Consider the following 15,421-nt stretch of genomic DNA (forward strand, 5'->3'; position numbering starts at 1 on the left):
AGCGAACGCAATCCCGCGCATTTCTCGATCGTGGCGGAATTCGGTGCGGTGCTTGCCGAAAAGCCGCTGCGGGCCGCCTTGGCCGCCGTTCTGCGACGCCATCCCCTGCTATCCGTGCACATCGAGGACCACCCCGGCTCGCGTCTGGGCTTCTATCGTGCGGCGGACGTCCCGCCCGTCGAGCTGACCGTGCGCCGCGGCCCGGAGCTGGCCTGGCAAGCAGCCGCGGCCGAGGAGCTCACCCGGCCGTTCGACCGTTCGCGGGCGCCGCTGATACGAGCGTTGTTGCTGCAGAGCGCTTGGCGTAGCGCGGTGCTGCTCACCTTCGACCACACGGTCGCGGACGGAATCAGTTCCACCGTCGTGCTCCGCGACGTGATCGCCGCGCTCAACGGCGAGGCCTTGACGAGTTTGCCTGTGCCGCAACCACAAGAACAGATCGTCGCCGAAGTCCTTCACTCGGCCGAGCCGCCGGACCCCGCCGTGCCGGACGACCCGCGGATGACCACACCCAGCGTCCTGCGTCCCTTCGATGGCACCCCGACCAACGTGCGCACCCTGGCGATGACCCATGCGGACACCGCGCGGCTGGTAGCGCGGTGCCGCGCCGAACGCACCACGGTGCACGCCGCGTTGGTGGTCGCGAAATGCCGCGTGCGGGCCACGGACCGCGGCGAAGAATTCATCCGCGTCCTCAGCCCGATGAACCTGCGGCCGATCCTCGGAATCGAGGGCGACTGCGCCATGTGCATCGTGCCGACCGCGACGGGACACACGCCGTGGGACGGCACACCGTTCTGGGAGCAGGCTCGTGCGACGACCGCACACCTGCGGGTGGCCCGATCGGCGCGCGGAATCCGTGCCGCCGCAACCGACCTGGAACAGATGATCACCGTCGACGCCGAAACCGCCGAGGCCGAGGAGCTTTTCAGCCGGACCAGTCCGTGGGACATCATGATCACCAACCTCGGCGTGCGAAACCTCGATGGCGTAGGCCCTTTGCGCCCGACGGCGGTGTGGGGACCGGTGGTGCTCAGCCAGACCGATGGCGAATATCTGACCGGAGTCACCACCTACGAGGGCAGGCTCCGGATGGTGACGTGTGGCTACAACGTGCCGGCCAGCTTCTTGAAGGGCGTTGAGGAGGCACTGATGGCCGCCCTGGAGGAGTACTGACGATTGCTACCATCGCGCGGTGAGCGATTGCCCGGGCGGGCCGCGATCCATCGCACGCCGCGACGCCCTGAAGGTCGCCGGTCTCCTGTCGGCGATCGTCACCGCCGCCGCATTGCTGCCCGGCCCGCGGGCAAATGCGGGGGTGGCCGGAATGTCCGTTTTTCTCGACCCGGGCCACAACGCCGTGAACGACGCGTCGATCAACCAGCAGGTCCCCAACGGCCGCGGCGGCACCAAGCCGTGTCAAACGTCGGGCGCGGCAGCCGACGACGGATATCCCGAGCATGCGTTCACCTGGGCCGTGGTGGCGTTGATCAACGATGCGCTGAACCAGATGGGCGTGCGCACCCAGCTGTCGCGGGACGGCGACAACGGTGTCGGGCCGTGCATCGACCAGCGCGCGGCGGCGGCCAACGCCATGCGCCCGGACGCGATCGTGAGCATTCACGCCGACGGCGGGCCGCCGTCGGGCAGCGGATTCCACGTCAACTACTCGAGCCCGCCGCTGGGTGACGTCCAAGCCGGGCCCGCCGTGCAGCTGGCGCATGCGGTGCGGGACGCCCTCGTTCAATCCGGCTTCACCCCGGCGAACTACATCGGCTCGGACGGCCTCTACGGGCGCGACGACCTGGCCGGCCTGAACCTGGCCCAGTACCCCGCGGTGCTGGTCGAACTCGGCAACATGAAAAACGCCGGTGACGTCGCGCGAATGGAAAATCCGGACGGCCGGGCGAAATATGCCGCCGCGGTCACCCAGGGGATAGTCGCCTTTCTGAACTCCAAAGCCGCGACCGGCTAGCGTGACCGCGAGCGAGCTAATTGCCCGTCGGCCCCCGAGCGTTGCGCAGCGAACTTATGCACGTCCTGCAGCAGTCGGTCCGATGCTGCAGTTAACGCCAGGGCGAAGCGGACAGCGAACGCCGGGCCGCAGTCTAAATTGCGCGTGTGTACCGCGCAGCACTATATGTAGCAGTACCGAAAGGTCCTTCTGGTGGAAAAAGAGTGCGTCGTGCCTGCACCGACTATGTTGATTTTGCGGTGGGACGTCACGAGTTTTCAGGCATGCGGTGACGGCGAACGCCGCCCAACGGCGCGGTGGCGGGGAATGGGATGGCATTGATGAGGGGGATGGGTGACCAGCTCCGGCCCTGCATCGAGGGGCGCCGATGACCTATAGCGGCGGTTATCAGGATCCGTTCGGCGGTGACCCTTTCGGGGGTCAGCCTGGTGCCCAGGGGCCGGCGTTCGGGCAGCACCAACCCGGTCATTCGCCCGCGGGGTCCGGTGGCTTCCCGTCGGCTCCGAAGCCCGAGACCAACACGCTGGCCACGCTGTCGGCCATCTTCGCGTTCGTCTTCGCGCCGGCCGGTGCCGCGCTGGGGCACATCGCGCTGTCCCAGATCCGCCAGCGCCACCAGCGCGGCCGCGACCGCGCCATCTTCGGCCTGACGGCCTCCTACCTCATCATCGTGCTGGCGGTCGGTGCGCTGGCGGTGTGGATCGTGACCAGTGGGTCCGACTCGGACACGGTCAAGACGGCGGCCCCCAGCCCGTACGTGCCGCCGACGCCGCCGCGCACGACGGTGATCACGCCACCGCCGGCGCAGCGCCCGAGCGTCTCGGTCAGCGATCTTCGGGTGGGCGACTGCATCGAGGTCCAGCAGAACAAGCCCGACCCGTCGGAGAAGGCGGACTTCATCACCATCTACCCGGTCAAGTGCGAGGTGCGCGAGGGCGTGCTGCAGGTGACCCAGCTGCTCTCGAACGACTCCTGTAAGACCCCCACGACGCTGTGGAACCACAACAAGACCGTGTATGCCTGCATCGTCGACTTCAAGGGGTGAATTGATGTATCCCAGCGACGATCCCTTTGCGCCGCAGTCCAACGATCCCTTTGGCGGACAGCCGCCGACGGTGTCATACGGCGCTGCGCCCACCACCCCGGTTGGCTACCCGGGTGCGCCGTTTGGCGGACAGCCGCCGCGCGCGGACTACAACACGCTCGCGGTGCTCTCGCCGATCTTCGGGGTGATCGTTCCGCCCGCCGGCATCGTGCTGGGTCACCTCGCCTTGCCGCAGATCAATCGCAGCGGTGAGCGGGGTCGTCCGGCCGCCATCGCCGGCCTGGTGATCGGCTACCTGATGTGTGTCCTGCTGATCCTCGGCGGCGTGTACTGGGGCACCCGTCCCAGCGGTTCGACGCCGACGACCGCATCCAGTTCCACGCTGCCCAGGCCCTTGCCGCCCCGAACCATCACGTCGGTCGCGCCGCCGACCACGGTGCCGCGCGGCCCGAAGCTCGACCTGGCCACCGTGCCGATCGGCACCTGCGTGGAGCTTCAGCTGCGCAACAGCACGGGCAATGACGCCCTGGACCTGTTCGGTGTCGACTGCGAGCACCGCGACGGGGTGTACACGGTCGCCGCGCGGGTGGGCTCGAGCAACCAGTGCAACTCGGTATACGTGGCCGCGCCCCCCGACCGCTCCTTCGCCCTGTGCCTGAACCCGTATTGAGATCGGCGACGATGAACGCACCAAACCCCTTTGACTTCAGCGACTTTGGCCCGGGCAAGCAGGCCCCGGCCGGGGGCGGCCAGGCGCCCGCGCAGGGGCAGCCGGGTGGGGGTTACTCGGGCGGCTTCGATCCGTGGGCCAACCAGCGACCGGCCCCGGCGCGCCCGGATGCGTTTCCGGGCCCGCCCGCGTTCGACCCGACCGGCGGCCGCGACGCCTTCGGGCAGCTGACCGCGAACCCGGCGGGCGTGGGCGCGCTGACGACGGCCGGGCCGCCGCTCGTCTGGTTCGCGGTGGCGCTGGCGCTGGCTCTCGTCGGTGTGGCCCTGGCCGGAGCCAGCGCGTTGGGCGGCCCGATGATCGCGGCCGCGGTCGCCGGGTGGTTGTCGGCCGGGCCGCTGGCGATCGGCGCCCTGGCGATCTTCAGCCGGGTCGACACCCGGCGCCGCACCGAGGCCATCTATTCCGCGCCGACCTGGACGTCGACGCTGTACTGGGTGGTGCTGGTGGTCTGCCTCATCGGAATCGCCGTGGGGGCCTGGCAGATCGCGCTGTGGGCGGGGACGTTGTAGTGGCGGACTCCTCTCGAATACGGCGCGGCCGCAACGGCCTTGCGATGCTGGCGCGTGTCGCCGCGGCCGCCTTCTTGGTCGTGGTGCTGAACCTGGTCGGCTGGGCGCCCGTCGCGTCGGCCACCGGATCGCCGGGGGCCAGCCGGTTCGGCGCATGCCTGGCCGCGCAGAAGACCGGCGATCTGCTGTTGTTGTTCGACGAGTCGAGCAGCCTGCAGCAGACCGACCCGCAGGCCGCGCGGGTGCAGGCCGCCCGCTACCTGGTGCAGACGCTGGGCAAGTACGCCGACCGGGTGAGCGCAAAACTCGACGTCGCGGTCGCCGGTTTCTCCGATACCTATGCCCCCGAACATGATTGGACTCAACTCACCGGCTCGACCGCCGACAGCGTCGGGGCGTCGCTGGATCCGATCGCCAAGAAGAACACCGGCATCGACACCGACTATTGGCTGGCCCTCGACGGCGCCCGGCAGGCGCTGACCACACACGGCGGCGCGGCCAACAAGGGTCAGCGCTGCCAGGCCATCGCCTGGTTCTCCGACGGCATGATCGATTTCACCGCCCGACCGATCACCAAGCCCTACGCCGACGGGGTTCCGCTGGACTCGCCGAACGGAATCCCCGACACCACCCAGAAGGCCGTCCAATCCATCTGCCGCCCCAGCGGTCTGGCCGACCAGCTGCGGTCGAGCAACATCATCATGCTGGGAATCGGGCTGGGCGCCAAGCAGACTCCCGGTGACTTCAACGTGATGTCGGCGATCAGCACCGGCAAGGGACTGCAGGGCCTGGCGTGCGGCGCCATCACAGATCCGGTGCCCGGCGACTTCTTTCCCGTCGCCAACATCGACGACATGTTGTTCGCGTTCGACGCCCTCAACCCGGATCCCGGCGTGACCGACCAGGGCGGGGTGTGCCCGCTCAAGGTGTGCCCGGAGGCGCGGCACAACTTCGTGCTGGACCGGTCCATCAAAGAGGTCAACATCCTGGGCTCCGGCGGCGTGCCCGGGGTCGAGCCCTACCTCGTCTCGCCGACCGGGCAGATCCTGCCGCTGCCCAAGAAGGACGGCGCCCAAAACGTCAACGTCGACGGCGTCTCGGTGAACTACCAATGGCAATCCGAATCGGCGCAGACGATCTCGCTGCAGAACGGCAACGCCCCGCACTGGAGCGGGCAGTGGGCGATCGTCTACGTCGACACCACCGGCCAGCACCCCGACGCGGTATCCAAGGTCAGCATTCACATCACCACCGACATCTTCCCCGCCCTGACGGGCGGCGACAAAGTCGCCTGGCACAGCGGCCAGACCCTCAAGGGCCTAATCTTCGGATTGGTTGACGGGCAAGGCAAGCCGATGGTCCCGAGCGACCTGGCGGGCTCGGCCACCATGTCGGCCTCGCTGGGCCCCGACGGCGCCGCGCCCATCCCGCTGCTGACCGCGGCCGGCAAGGAGGACATCGCCAAACCCGTCGACGCCGACCTGACCAAGGTCGCCCCCGGGCACGCGACGCTGCGGATGTCGCTGGTGATCACCACCGCCGACACCACCGATCTGAACGGCGGACCGATCGCCGGCACCCAGTTGTCGCCGCAGGAAGTCGATGTGCCCGTGCAGATCCTGCCCAAGGTCGGCCTGCCCACCCCGGGTGAGCGCATCGACTTCGGCACCGTCGAGGGCGCCAAGGGCGCGACGGCGACGCTGAACATCACCGGCCCCGGTTGCGCCTGGATCAGCGACACCGATACCGCGACGGTGTCGGGCGCACCCGACGGCATCGGCACGCCGCACGTGGGTTCGCCGACGAATTCGGGCCAGCACTGCCTGAAGGTGCAGGCGGGGGAGACCGCACAGCTGTCGGTCACTTTGCACACCGACCACAACGGCCACGGCGGCCTCAACGGCACTGTGCCCATTCATGTTTCAACGCTGGACAATCCCGACGACGCCCAGACCGTGCCGGTGGCGTTCACGGCGTCGATGATCAACCCGCTCAACACCACCAACTTCATTCTGGTGCTCATCGCCGCGCTGCTGCTGGGTCCCGGCATCCCCCTGGCGCTGCTGTACGCGTCGAAGTGGTGGGTCAGCAAGATTCCCGACAATCCGCTGCTGGCCGAACGCATCCCGGTGGCGGTCGAGCACGACGCGGTGCTGCGTGGCGGTGAACCGTTCGCGATGGCCGACACCGATCTGGTGCAACCGGTAACCGGGCTGCCGCCCGGCGGCACGCGCCAGCTCTCCGTGGCCGGGGTGAACCTCTCGGTCGTGCTGGGGCGCAGCCCGTTTGGCTCCGGCCATGTGGTCGTCGACGCCGAGGGTGTGGTCAGCGTCGGGTCGAAGCTTCCCGGATCTGACAAGACCGGCCTGCGCGCGGTGCTCCCACTGGCGGTGCACAACACCTGGGTGCTCCTGCACAACCCGTCCGGGCCCGAAAACGCCGCCGAGGTGCTGGTGTTGGTGGCCGGTACCACCGACACCACCACGCGTGAGCGGCTCTACGAAGACATCGCCCAACGGCTGCCCGACCTGCTCGCCGGGCTGCGGCTGCGCGCGGTGCAGGCGGGACTGACTGCGCCGTTCGCCGCACCGGGCGAGACGGCCTCGCCGTTCGGCGACACGCCCGCCGGCGTCGTGGCCGGCCCGGCCGGGGACGATCCCTTCGGGGGCACCGATTCACCGTTCGGGGGCGCGCCCGTTTCGGCGCCTTCGGCTCCCGTTCCGGCTCCGAGGCCGGCTCCGCCACCGCCCGCCGCGACGGGCCCGGTGCCGCCGGGCTTCAATGAGGCGGAGACACAGGAGCGGCCCATACCCGAACCGGTACCCCGCCAGGACGACACGATGGTCGCGGGCTACCGGTACGACGACGAGCCTGTCGAGCGCGATGAGCGCGACGAGCGCAAGGAGGGCGGGCCGCCCGGGCTCCCGCCGACCGAGGCGACACAACCCTCCTATCGATATGACCCAGATCCATTCGACCCGTTCGGAGAGGGCACCTGATGCGACGTTTCCTGGTAGTGGGCTGCGGCGGTTCCGGCGGCGCCACGCTGTCCCTCATGATGGACCAGCTGCGCTCCGAACTGCACACCGCTGGGATCGAAAAGCTGCTGGCCGGTTGGCAATTCGTGCACATCGACGTCCCCAGCGCCGCCGAGTCGGGCCCGGAGGGACTGGCGAACGTGCCCGCCCAGGGCGGCAGCTACGTCGGCTGCGGCCCCCAGGGCAGCAGCTACGCCGTCCTTGACGGTGCGCTGTCCCAACGGCTGGCGGCCGAATCGGCGCTGGACACCATCGCCACCTGGGCGCCGCGCAACCCGCAGGAGGTGTCGATCCCGATCTCGGCCGGCGCCGGGCAGTACCGGGCGATCGGGCGGATGATCACCCTGAGCAAGGCCGCCGAAATCCACGCCCGCCTGCAGGCCGCGTGGGACACGCTGTTTCGCGTCGAGACCGTCTCGGAGATGTCGACGGTCGACGTGCCGGGCATGGGCAGGTTCGACCCCAACGAACCGCCGCTGGTGTTGGTGGTGTCGTCGATGGCCGGCGGTGCGGGCGCGTCGATGGCCCTGGACGTGTGCCGGCTGCTGACCCTGGTCACCGGTCTGGATCCCCGGTTGATGGGCGTATTCATGGTCACCCCGGACATTTTCGACTCGCTGCCGCAGAGCGCCATCATCGGTGTGCGGGCCAATGCGCTGGCGATGCTCGGCGAGATCGTGGCCAGCCAGTCCGGTGCGGCCCGCGAACACGACGTGCGAATCCTGCGCGCCCTGGGCCACCATCACGGTGAGGGAGAACCGATCCCGTTCGCGCGGGTGTTTCCGGTGGGCCGCTACATCGGCGCCGACCGCACCCTGTTCGGGGACGGCTCGCAGTACGCGGTGTACCGGGGGCTGGCGCGCGGGCTGGCCGGACTGATGATGAGCGGGCGGGCCAGCGACCAGTTCGTCGCCTACGACCTGGGCAACACCGCGTCGCCGGTGGGCGACCGGGACCTGCTGGGCTGGGGCATCTCGTCGTGGGACGTGCTGCCCTGGGGCACCTACGGTTTCTCCAGCCTGAGCATGGGCCGCGACCGCTACGCCGAATACGCCGCCCAGCGGCTCGCCCGCAGCTGCGTGGACAAGCTGCTCGACGGGCACATGCAGAAGGGCAACCCGGCGTCGAGCACCGAACAGCTGGATTCGCTGCTGTCCAGCCAATGGGCCTCGCTGTGCGGCGAACTCGGGCTACCGCCTAGCGCCGGCGACGAGCAGACCAGGGTGAGCCAGCTCGGCCGCTGGATCGGCACCGAAGCCTTCACCGCCGACGCCGTCGCCGCCACGGTCAACGGTCTGATCGACCGTCAGCTGCGCAACCACCTGCCGAACCCGGAAGGCGTCGCGGCCGAACAGTGGGTGCCGATCATGCGCCAAGCCGTGCAGAACCGGCGCGCCGAGTTGATCCGGGCGTGCGCGGATGCGGCCTACGCCATGGCTTTTCAGTGGCACCAGGACTTCGCCAACCGGCTCGAAAAGGTGGTCGGCGCGGCCATCGCGTCGCTGGGGCTGCCCTTTGCGCGTGAAGTGGTCGACCAGCTGCGCCGCCACATCGACGACCAGCTGACCGCCGGGGTTGCGCAGCTGGGCAACATGGGCCCGCCCGACATCGTGGCGATCTCGCCGCAGGTGGACGCCGGACTGAGGTCCCTGCACGGGGTGATGACGAACACCGACCAGGTGGTGGCGGCCGTGGTGGACGGATTCCGCGCGACGGTGCGCCGTCAGCTGTTCGCCGACGCGGCCGCCCGCATCGCCGACGTGATGCGCGTGGTGGGTGTGGAACTGCTGGTGCCGCTGCGGGATCGGCTCAGCGAGGCCATGATTCAGCTGGAGATCGCCCGCTCGGAGCCGCCCACCGACGTCGGGCTGGCCCGCCTGGCCACCGATCAGTACGCGGCCTGGCCGGCGGACGCCGACGAGCTGGTGCCCAGCCGGTTCGCCGAAGCGAACAACGAAGTGCTGCTGATCAATTCGACCGCCTTCAAGGGACGCTACGAGGCCGATCTGCCCAAGGCGGTGGCCGGCGCCAACGCGATGATCCCGCTGCAGTCGGCCATCGAGGAGGCGACCGCGCGGGTGATCCTGGGCGAGTGGCAGACCACCGGCGGTGTGGCCGCACCCGGTGGGTTGATCGAGCGCACCGCCACCTGGGTCACCCGCGCGCTGGGCACCGACCCCGAGACCGGCCGCGCCCGGGTGCCCTCGATCGCGCAGTTCGACATCCATACCCGCCCAGTCGAATTGCTGCGCCGGGCCCGGCTGTACGTCGAGCGGCCCGGGGAGTCGTTCGCGGAATTCTGCAAGGTGTCGCTGCGCGACTACGTGCAGGGCGCGGGCGCCTCGGAGTCCGAACTGGTGGCGCGCCGCCGCGACATCGCCACCAAGTTCGCCGAGGCGCTGTCGCTGGCGCGACCGCTGGCCAGCGTCAACGACCAGGCCCTGCAGCGGGTGCACCCCGGTCAGCAGACCGAGTACCGCTACAAGTTCTCCGAGATTCCGTTCGCCGGCCAACCCGTCGACCGGGAACTGTTCGAGGTGATCCGCAACAATCCGCGCATCGACCAGGCGACGAAGGACAACTACGGGCGTTCGCTGTCCGACGAGGACAGCGTGACCCGCATCGACATCTTCGGCTCGTATCCGAACTATTCGCCGCTGGCGTTCGACTCGGTGCTCAAGCCCGCCGCCCAGCAGTGGGCGCAGACCGCGGGGCCCGGGCGCGGCGCCTTCTGGAAATACCGTCGCTCCCGGCCGCTTTCGGCGTCCCTGCCGATGACCGATGAGCAGCGGCGCACCATGACCGGCGGCTGGTTCGTCGGTCAGCTGCTGGGCCGCATCCAGATCCCGGCGTCGCCGTTCACCGAGCCGGTGCGGATCTACGACGCCGACAGCGGGCAGTGGCTGAACTTTCCGAACCCGCTGCTGACGCCGCCGTCGGCGTTCCATGCCCCCTACGACTGGTTGCCCGCGGTGCTGGAATCGATCCTGCTGGCGATCGCGCAATCGCACGAGCCGCCGGTGATGCGATCGCTGCGGCCCTACAGCGTGCTGCGCGAGCTCTACGACGCGCATTCGCAAGACCCCGCGAGCGGCATCGTCGCGCTGTCCGCCCAGGGGCTGCTGCGTGAATTCCTGCAAGGGATCTCGAGCACACCCGGCGTGCAGTCCCGGGTGCCCGGGATCGCCGAGGCCCAGACCGCCGACGCACGCGCCGCGGCGGCGATCGAGTGGCTGACCACCATCCGCGACGTTGCCGCGCAGTATCTTCCGGCGGACATGGCCGGGGCCACCCCCGGCGGGGCGTTCACCACGGTGCCGACGCGCACCACGGCGTCGAACACGCCGATGTTCCGCGACCTGGCACCCGACGTGTACGCGGCGACCGGCGCGCTGATCAACCTGATCCAGCACGAGGCCGAGGCGCTGGCGGCCGGCGCGGCGGCGGGCGGTCCGGTGCTCGACGGCGGTGCGCCCGTGGTGATTCCCGAAGGCGGGACGTTCTGACCATGGTGGTATCCAGTGACAACGCCCTCACGGTGATCGTCTCGCCTCACCTGCATACCGACGAGCTGCTCGGTGTCCTGTGCGATTACTCCGCCGCGGGACTGCTGGGCGTCTTCGTCTGGGTGGACGCCGGCGATGCGCGCGGGCCAGCCACAACGGCGACGATGGTCCGCGACGGGCGGTCGGAAACCGTTGTGCTGCAGCAGGTATTGACCGCCAAGCCCTACGACCGGGTCCGGGTGGCGGTGTTGGTTCCGCTCGAAGCTCCGGCGGATCAGCGGGCGCCCCTGGCCGCCGAGCAGTTCGTCGAACAGGTGGTGCGCAGCACCGCCAGGGGAGCGAGGATGACGCTGCTGCGGATGTTGCTCACCAGTGGGCGGGCCGGAGCCAGTCAGCTCAGCGCGTCGGTGGTCGTGGAGGGCTGGCACAACCTGCTGATCGCACCGGAGGATTCGCCGGCGCCCGGGCTGGGCGCGGTGCCGTGGGGACACCTGGCCGAACCGCTGGATCTGGCCCAGCGTGCCGCGCCGGTGGTCGCCGCGGTGGCCGGATTGTGGGCCGACGTGCAGCAGACCCCCTTCGACAGTGTGGAGATCCTGCCGGGCCAGACGTTGCGTGCGGTGCGCGCGTTCTACCGCAGCCTGGACACCGCCGACGTGGAACGTCGGCTGCGCGCGCGACTGTTCGATCCGGCCGGACGGCTGCCGCTGCCGCACGGCGGCCAGGTGCCCGTGCTCTACGTCGAGGACGTTTCGGCGGCCACCCAGACGATGGCCCGCGCGCTGTGGACCAAACACCGCGACGTGCTTCGCGGGCCGCGGATGGGCGCCGACGACGTTGCCACGCAGGCTATTTCGATCTGGGCGGCGCTGAAGATGTTCCTGCGCTTCATGGGCGGGGCCCTGCGTAACGCCCCGTCGGCGTGGCTGTCGGCGGTCAAGGGGTCGGTATCGGCGGTGTTGGCCTCGACGGTGCAGGGCACCGTGTTCGGCGGCCGCGAATCCGCGTTCTCGGTGGTCACCAGCAGTCAGCTCGCCGACTGGCAGGACCTCGGCCGCAGCGCCGACACGCTCAACGCGGCGATCGGCGGATCCGCGGCCAACGCGCAACTGGCGCACCAGGATCTCAGCCCGCTGTGGATCGACTTCGTCAACGGCGCGCTGACCCTTGCCGACGGCGGGCGCCGCGCCAAGGGGCTCGACCCGATCCAGGTGGGCGCGGGCGTCGGTGTGCTGGCCAACGCCGCCGACGTCGTACCCAGTCGCGCGGATCGGTTCACGGCCATCCCGACATCGCTGGCCGCGGTGATCGGCGTCACCGACCTGGAGCCGGCCGACGTGCTCGGCGCCGCCGATCTGCGCCAGCGGCTGCAACGCGCCTACTCCGATCCCGCCGCGGGCGTGGAGGCCCGCGGGGCGTCGACCGAGCTGGAGCGCTGGCAGCAGCACGCATCGAAAAGCTATGCCTGGCAGGCGGGATCGATCCTGGCCGACTTCCTGGGGCGGGCCCGCACCGAGGTGGCGCAGATCGCCGAACAGATCCAGCGGGCGGCCAGCGAGATCTCGATCGACGAGAAGGTGCGCGCCCGCCAACAGGCCATCGGCACCATCCTGGCCACGCTGACCTGGGCGACGCTAGGAGTGCTGGTCGTCCTGGTCGGCATCGCGGTCGCCGGGTTCACCGGCTGGAAATACACGTTGATCACCGGCGGCATACTCGTCGGCCTCTACATCGCGGTGTCGCTGACGCTGTTCCTGTTCGCCCAGCGCGACATGTTCACCTTGATGAATCTGCGGAAATCGCAACAGAATCAGCTCGAGATGATGCAGGCGAATCTGCAGACCGCCCTGCAGGATGTCAGCCGCCTGTCCACCGCCTACGGCCAATACCTGTCCTGGTGTCGCGTGCTGGGGCCGGTGCTGCGCGCGCCCTTCGGGCCCGCTCCGGCGGGGCGCTCGGCCGCACCACTGATTTCCGACGGCCTACCGCGCTGCGCACAGGTCGGGGTCGCCGATCCCGGCGCGGAGCGTGGCGACGACGCGGCACACGCCATCCAGCGCCGCCTCTACGCGCTCGGCTGGCTGACCAAGCCGTGGCAGGAGATGGTCACCCAGGCGGCGGGCCGACTGCGCGAGGACCCCGAAATGCTCTATCGCATGCCGGGTTTCCGGACGTCCTCGGGTCTGGATCAGTGGTCGGCGGCGGTGGCTTCCGGGCAGGTGCATTCCACCGGCGCCGACGCCCTGTGGCAGCGTGTCGAGCAGATGTTCGCCGAGGATGACCGGGTGGGCACGGCGCTCACCGGTGCGGTGTTGGCGCCCGCGATGGGCCAGCACGTGGGCTCCGAGCAGTTCGCGGCCGGGGTGGTCGACCACCGGCCGGGACAAGCCGCCCCCTTCGATGGCTCGGTGTTCACCGATGCGGCGATGACCGCGGGCCGCTGCGCGGTAGCCATCGATACCGCCACGATCGCCCGGCCCGGCCTGGGTTTCCGGGCCACGGTGGTGCAGGCCAGCGACGGCCTGGCGCCCTATGACTTCACCCTCTTCGAGGTGCCGCTGGCGGCCGCGTCGGGATTCGAAACGGAGAAGACCGCGGTGATCACGCACACCGAGCACCGCGACGCGCCGCCCGGCGGGGATTTGGTGTTCTAGCATGCCCGATCCGCAGCACGCCGGCGACGCCGACGACCCCCGCCTGAACGCCCTGATCGCGTGGCGCCAACGCCTCATCGACTCCGGGGCGGTGTCCAAGGCGGGGTTCAAGGAAACCCACCTGCGGCTGATACTGCGTTCCGGACGCACTGACGTGGAACAGATTCGGGCGATGCTGCCCGGATCGGTCGCCGACTATGCCGAGGAGCTGGCGGCCGTGCTGGCCGAGGTGGACTCGGAATCATCGCCGGGCCGCCATCACCGCCCGGGAAGCCTGTCCGCGGTGGAACCCGACGGTGAGCCGACCGGCGCGGCGGCACTGGCCGACGGCGGGGCTGGCGTCCAACCACCGCTGAGCCCCAGCGATTTCGCCGCCTACACCTTCGGCGAACAGACCGGCCCGCTGGCCGCGGTCACCGTCAGACCATCCCGCGACGACGCCGATGGTTGCGAGCTGGCCTGGACGCCGTACCTGGCGGGCGGCGAGGCCGTGGTGATCTACCGGCTGGTCGCTCAGGAGGACAACGCACCGTACTCTCCGGATCGGGCCCGGCTGGTGGCGGCCACCACCGCGACGACCGCGGCCGACCCGCTGCCCTCGGCCGCGGCGGTGCGCTACTACCAGGTCTGGGCGAACGTCGGTGCGACCCGCGCGGAAGCGCTTGCGGCGCAACCCATCAAGCACGCCGAGGGTGTCGCGGTCAGCCCGGTGCGCGATTGCGTCGTTCGACAGGACAACGGCAAGGTCATCGGCAGCTGGACAGTGCCTTCGGCGGTGAGCGCCGTATTTGTGTCCCGGTTGCCGGTCGAGGAAGCCGGTCGTGAGGGTCCGCAGCATCGGATCCTGCTCGACCGCGACAATCGGGCGGGATTCGTGGACTCCGACCCGGCTCCCGGTCGCCATTACCTGTACCGGATTCGGGCGGCCGTCCCGGTCAACGGCGTGCTGCGGCTGGCGGCGGCGGTGGAGGCCGACGTCGAAATCGCCGCCGTCCTGACACCGGTCACCGACCTGATGGTGACGTCGGCACCGGGGTCGGCCGAGGGCTTCGAACTCACCTGGAAGCCGCCGGCCGCGGGTGAAGTGGTGATCTATCGCAGCCAGACCGGTCCGGCGGCCGGGGCCGAGGCCAACGACTTGCCCGAGGCGGCGCTCGAGCAGATCGGGCTGACCCCGGATTTGCGCTTGACACAACCGATTAGCGAGCAGCCAGGCCCCGATGGACGGCCGCGGTCGACGATGTCGGGGGTGTCCTGGCCGACGGACTGGAGTCGCGCCTACTTCACCCCGGTCACCGTGCTGGCGGGACGTGCGTTGCTGGGCAAGACCTTCTGCTCGGTACGCACCGGAGCCATCCGCGACGTCGAACTGGCCGAGTACTGCAACAAGCAGGTCCTGACATTCGACTGGCCGCAAGGCGCCGCCGTCGTCGTGGTGTACCTGGCGCCCAAGGGCTACGACCCGCGCAACGGGCTGACCGGCACGTCCTACGAAATCACCGTCGAGCAATACGAAAAGTACGGCGGCCTGCAACTGCCCAACGGCAAGCTCCCGGTGAGCGGGTGTTCCCTGCATCTGGCGCCGGTGGCCTTCTCCGCGGGCCGCCGCGCCATCGGGCCCGTCCGCAGCATCGAGTACGCCGGCCTGCTGCGGCTGCAATACGCGGTGCAGTTGAGCCGCGACCCGGCGGGGCAACCGTCGCACGCCACCATCTATATGCGGTCCGAATACGACGTGCCCGGGTCGCCGGCGTTCGTGCTGATCAACCACCCGGATCGAATTCCGTTGTCGCCCACCGATGGCGAGGCGCTCGACGCGGCACCGCTGGACGCGCAGGGTGGCTTGGCGGCCACGCCGTCCAAGGAACTGCGGTGGTCGGCGTTGACCACCGCGGGAACCGCCGAGCCGTGGGCCGTCGATCTGCGGGGCCGGCGCGGATGGATCAGGTTGTTCGTCAACA

Annotated in this window: 9 protein-coding genes; all 9 read left to right on the forward strand. The window is 69.7% G+C overall.

Features of this window, described 5'->3' with window-relative positions; genetic code table 11:
- Window positions 1–1,176 (forward strand): condensation domain-containing protein (locus A9W96_RS17920; RefSeq protein WP_067141743.1); only part of this gene is annotated, 1,176 nt, incomplete at its 5' end.
- Between the two features lie 19 nt (window positions 1,177–1,195).
- Window positions 1,196–1,975 (forward strand): Rv3717 family N-acetylmuramoyl-L-alanine amidase, encoded by a 780-nt coding sequence (locus tag A9W96_RS17925; protein WP_067141745.1) that lies wholly within the window; start codon window positions 1,196–1,198, stop codon window positions 1,973–1,975.
- Between the two features lie 367 nt (window positions 1,976–2,342).
- Window positions 2,343–3,020 (forward strand): DUF4190 domain-containing protein, encoded by a 678-nt coding sequence (locus tag A9W96_RS17930; protein ID WP_066871523.1) that lies wholly within the window; start codon window positions 2,343–2,345, stop codon window positions 3,018–3,020.
- 4 nt (window positions 3,021–3,024) lie between these two features.
- Window positions 3,025–3,690 (forward strand): DUF4190 domain-containing protein, encoded by a 666-nt coding sequence (locus A9W96_RS17935; protein ID WP_066871526.1) that lies wholly within the window; start codon window positions 3,025–3,027, stop codon window positions 3,688–3,690.
- Between the two features lie 11 nt (window positions 3,691–3,701).
- Complete coding sequence (locus A9W96_RS17940) at window positions 3,702–4,262, forward strand: hypothetical protein (RefSeq protein ID WP_066871529.1); 561 nt, start codon at window positions 3,702–3,704, stop codon at window positions 4,260–4,262.
- Window positions 4,262–7,261 carry a VWA domain-containing protein gene (locus tag A9W96_RS17945; protein ID WP_231999726.1) on the forward strand — a complete coding sequence of 1,000 codons (3,000 nt, stop codon included), beginning with the start codon at window positions 4,262–4,264 and terminating at the stop codon, window positions 7,259–7,261. The genes A9W96_RS17940 and A9W96_RS17945 overlap by 1 nt, the downstream gene beginning before the upstream one ends.
- Entirely contained in the window at window positions 7,261–10,806 is a 3,546-nt protein-coding gene (locus tag A9W96_RS17950) for a tubulin-like doman-containing protein (protein WP_067141750.1), read from the forward strand. The genes A9W96_RS17945 and A9W96_RS17950 overlap by 1 nt, the downstream gene beginning before the upstream one ends.
- Window positions 10,807–10,808: 2 nt before the next feature.
- Window positions 10,809–13,460, forward strand: coding sequence for a hypothetical protein (locus A9W96_RS17955; RefSeq protein WP_067141753.1), 2,652 nt, complete (start codon window positions 10,809–10,811; stop codon window positions 13,458–13,460).
- Between the two features lies 1 nt (window position 13,461).
- Window positions 13,462–15,421, forward strand: a 1,960-nt coding sequence (locus A9W96_RS17960; RefSeq protein ID WP_067141756.1) for a hypothetical protein, incomplete at its 3' end; no start/stop codon positions are given.

This window comes from Mycobacterium sp. 1245852.3 (genome assembly GCF_001669335.1).
Lineage (GTDB): Bacteria > Actinomycetota > Actinomycetes > Mycobacteriales > Mycobacteriaceae > Mycobacterium > Mycobacterium europaeum_A.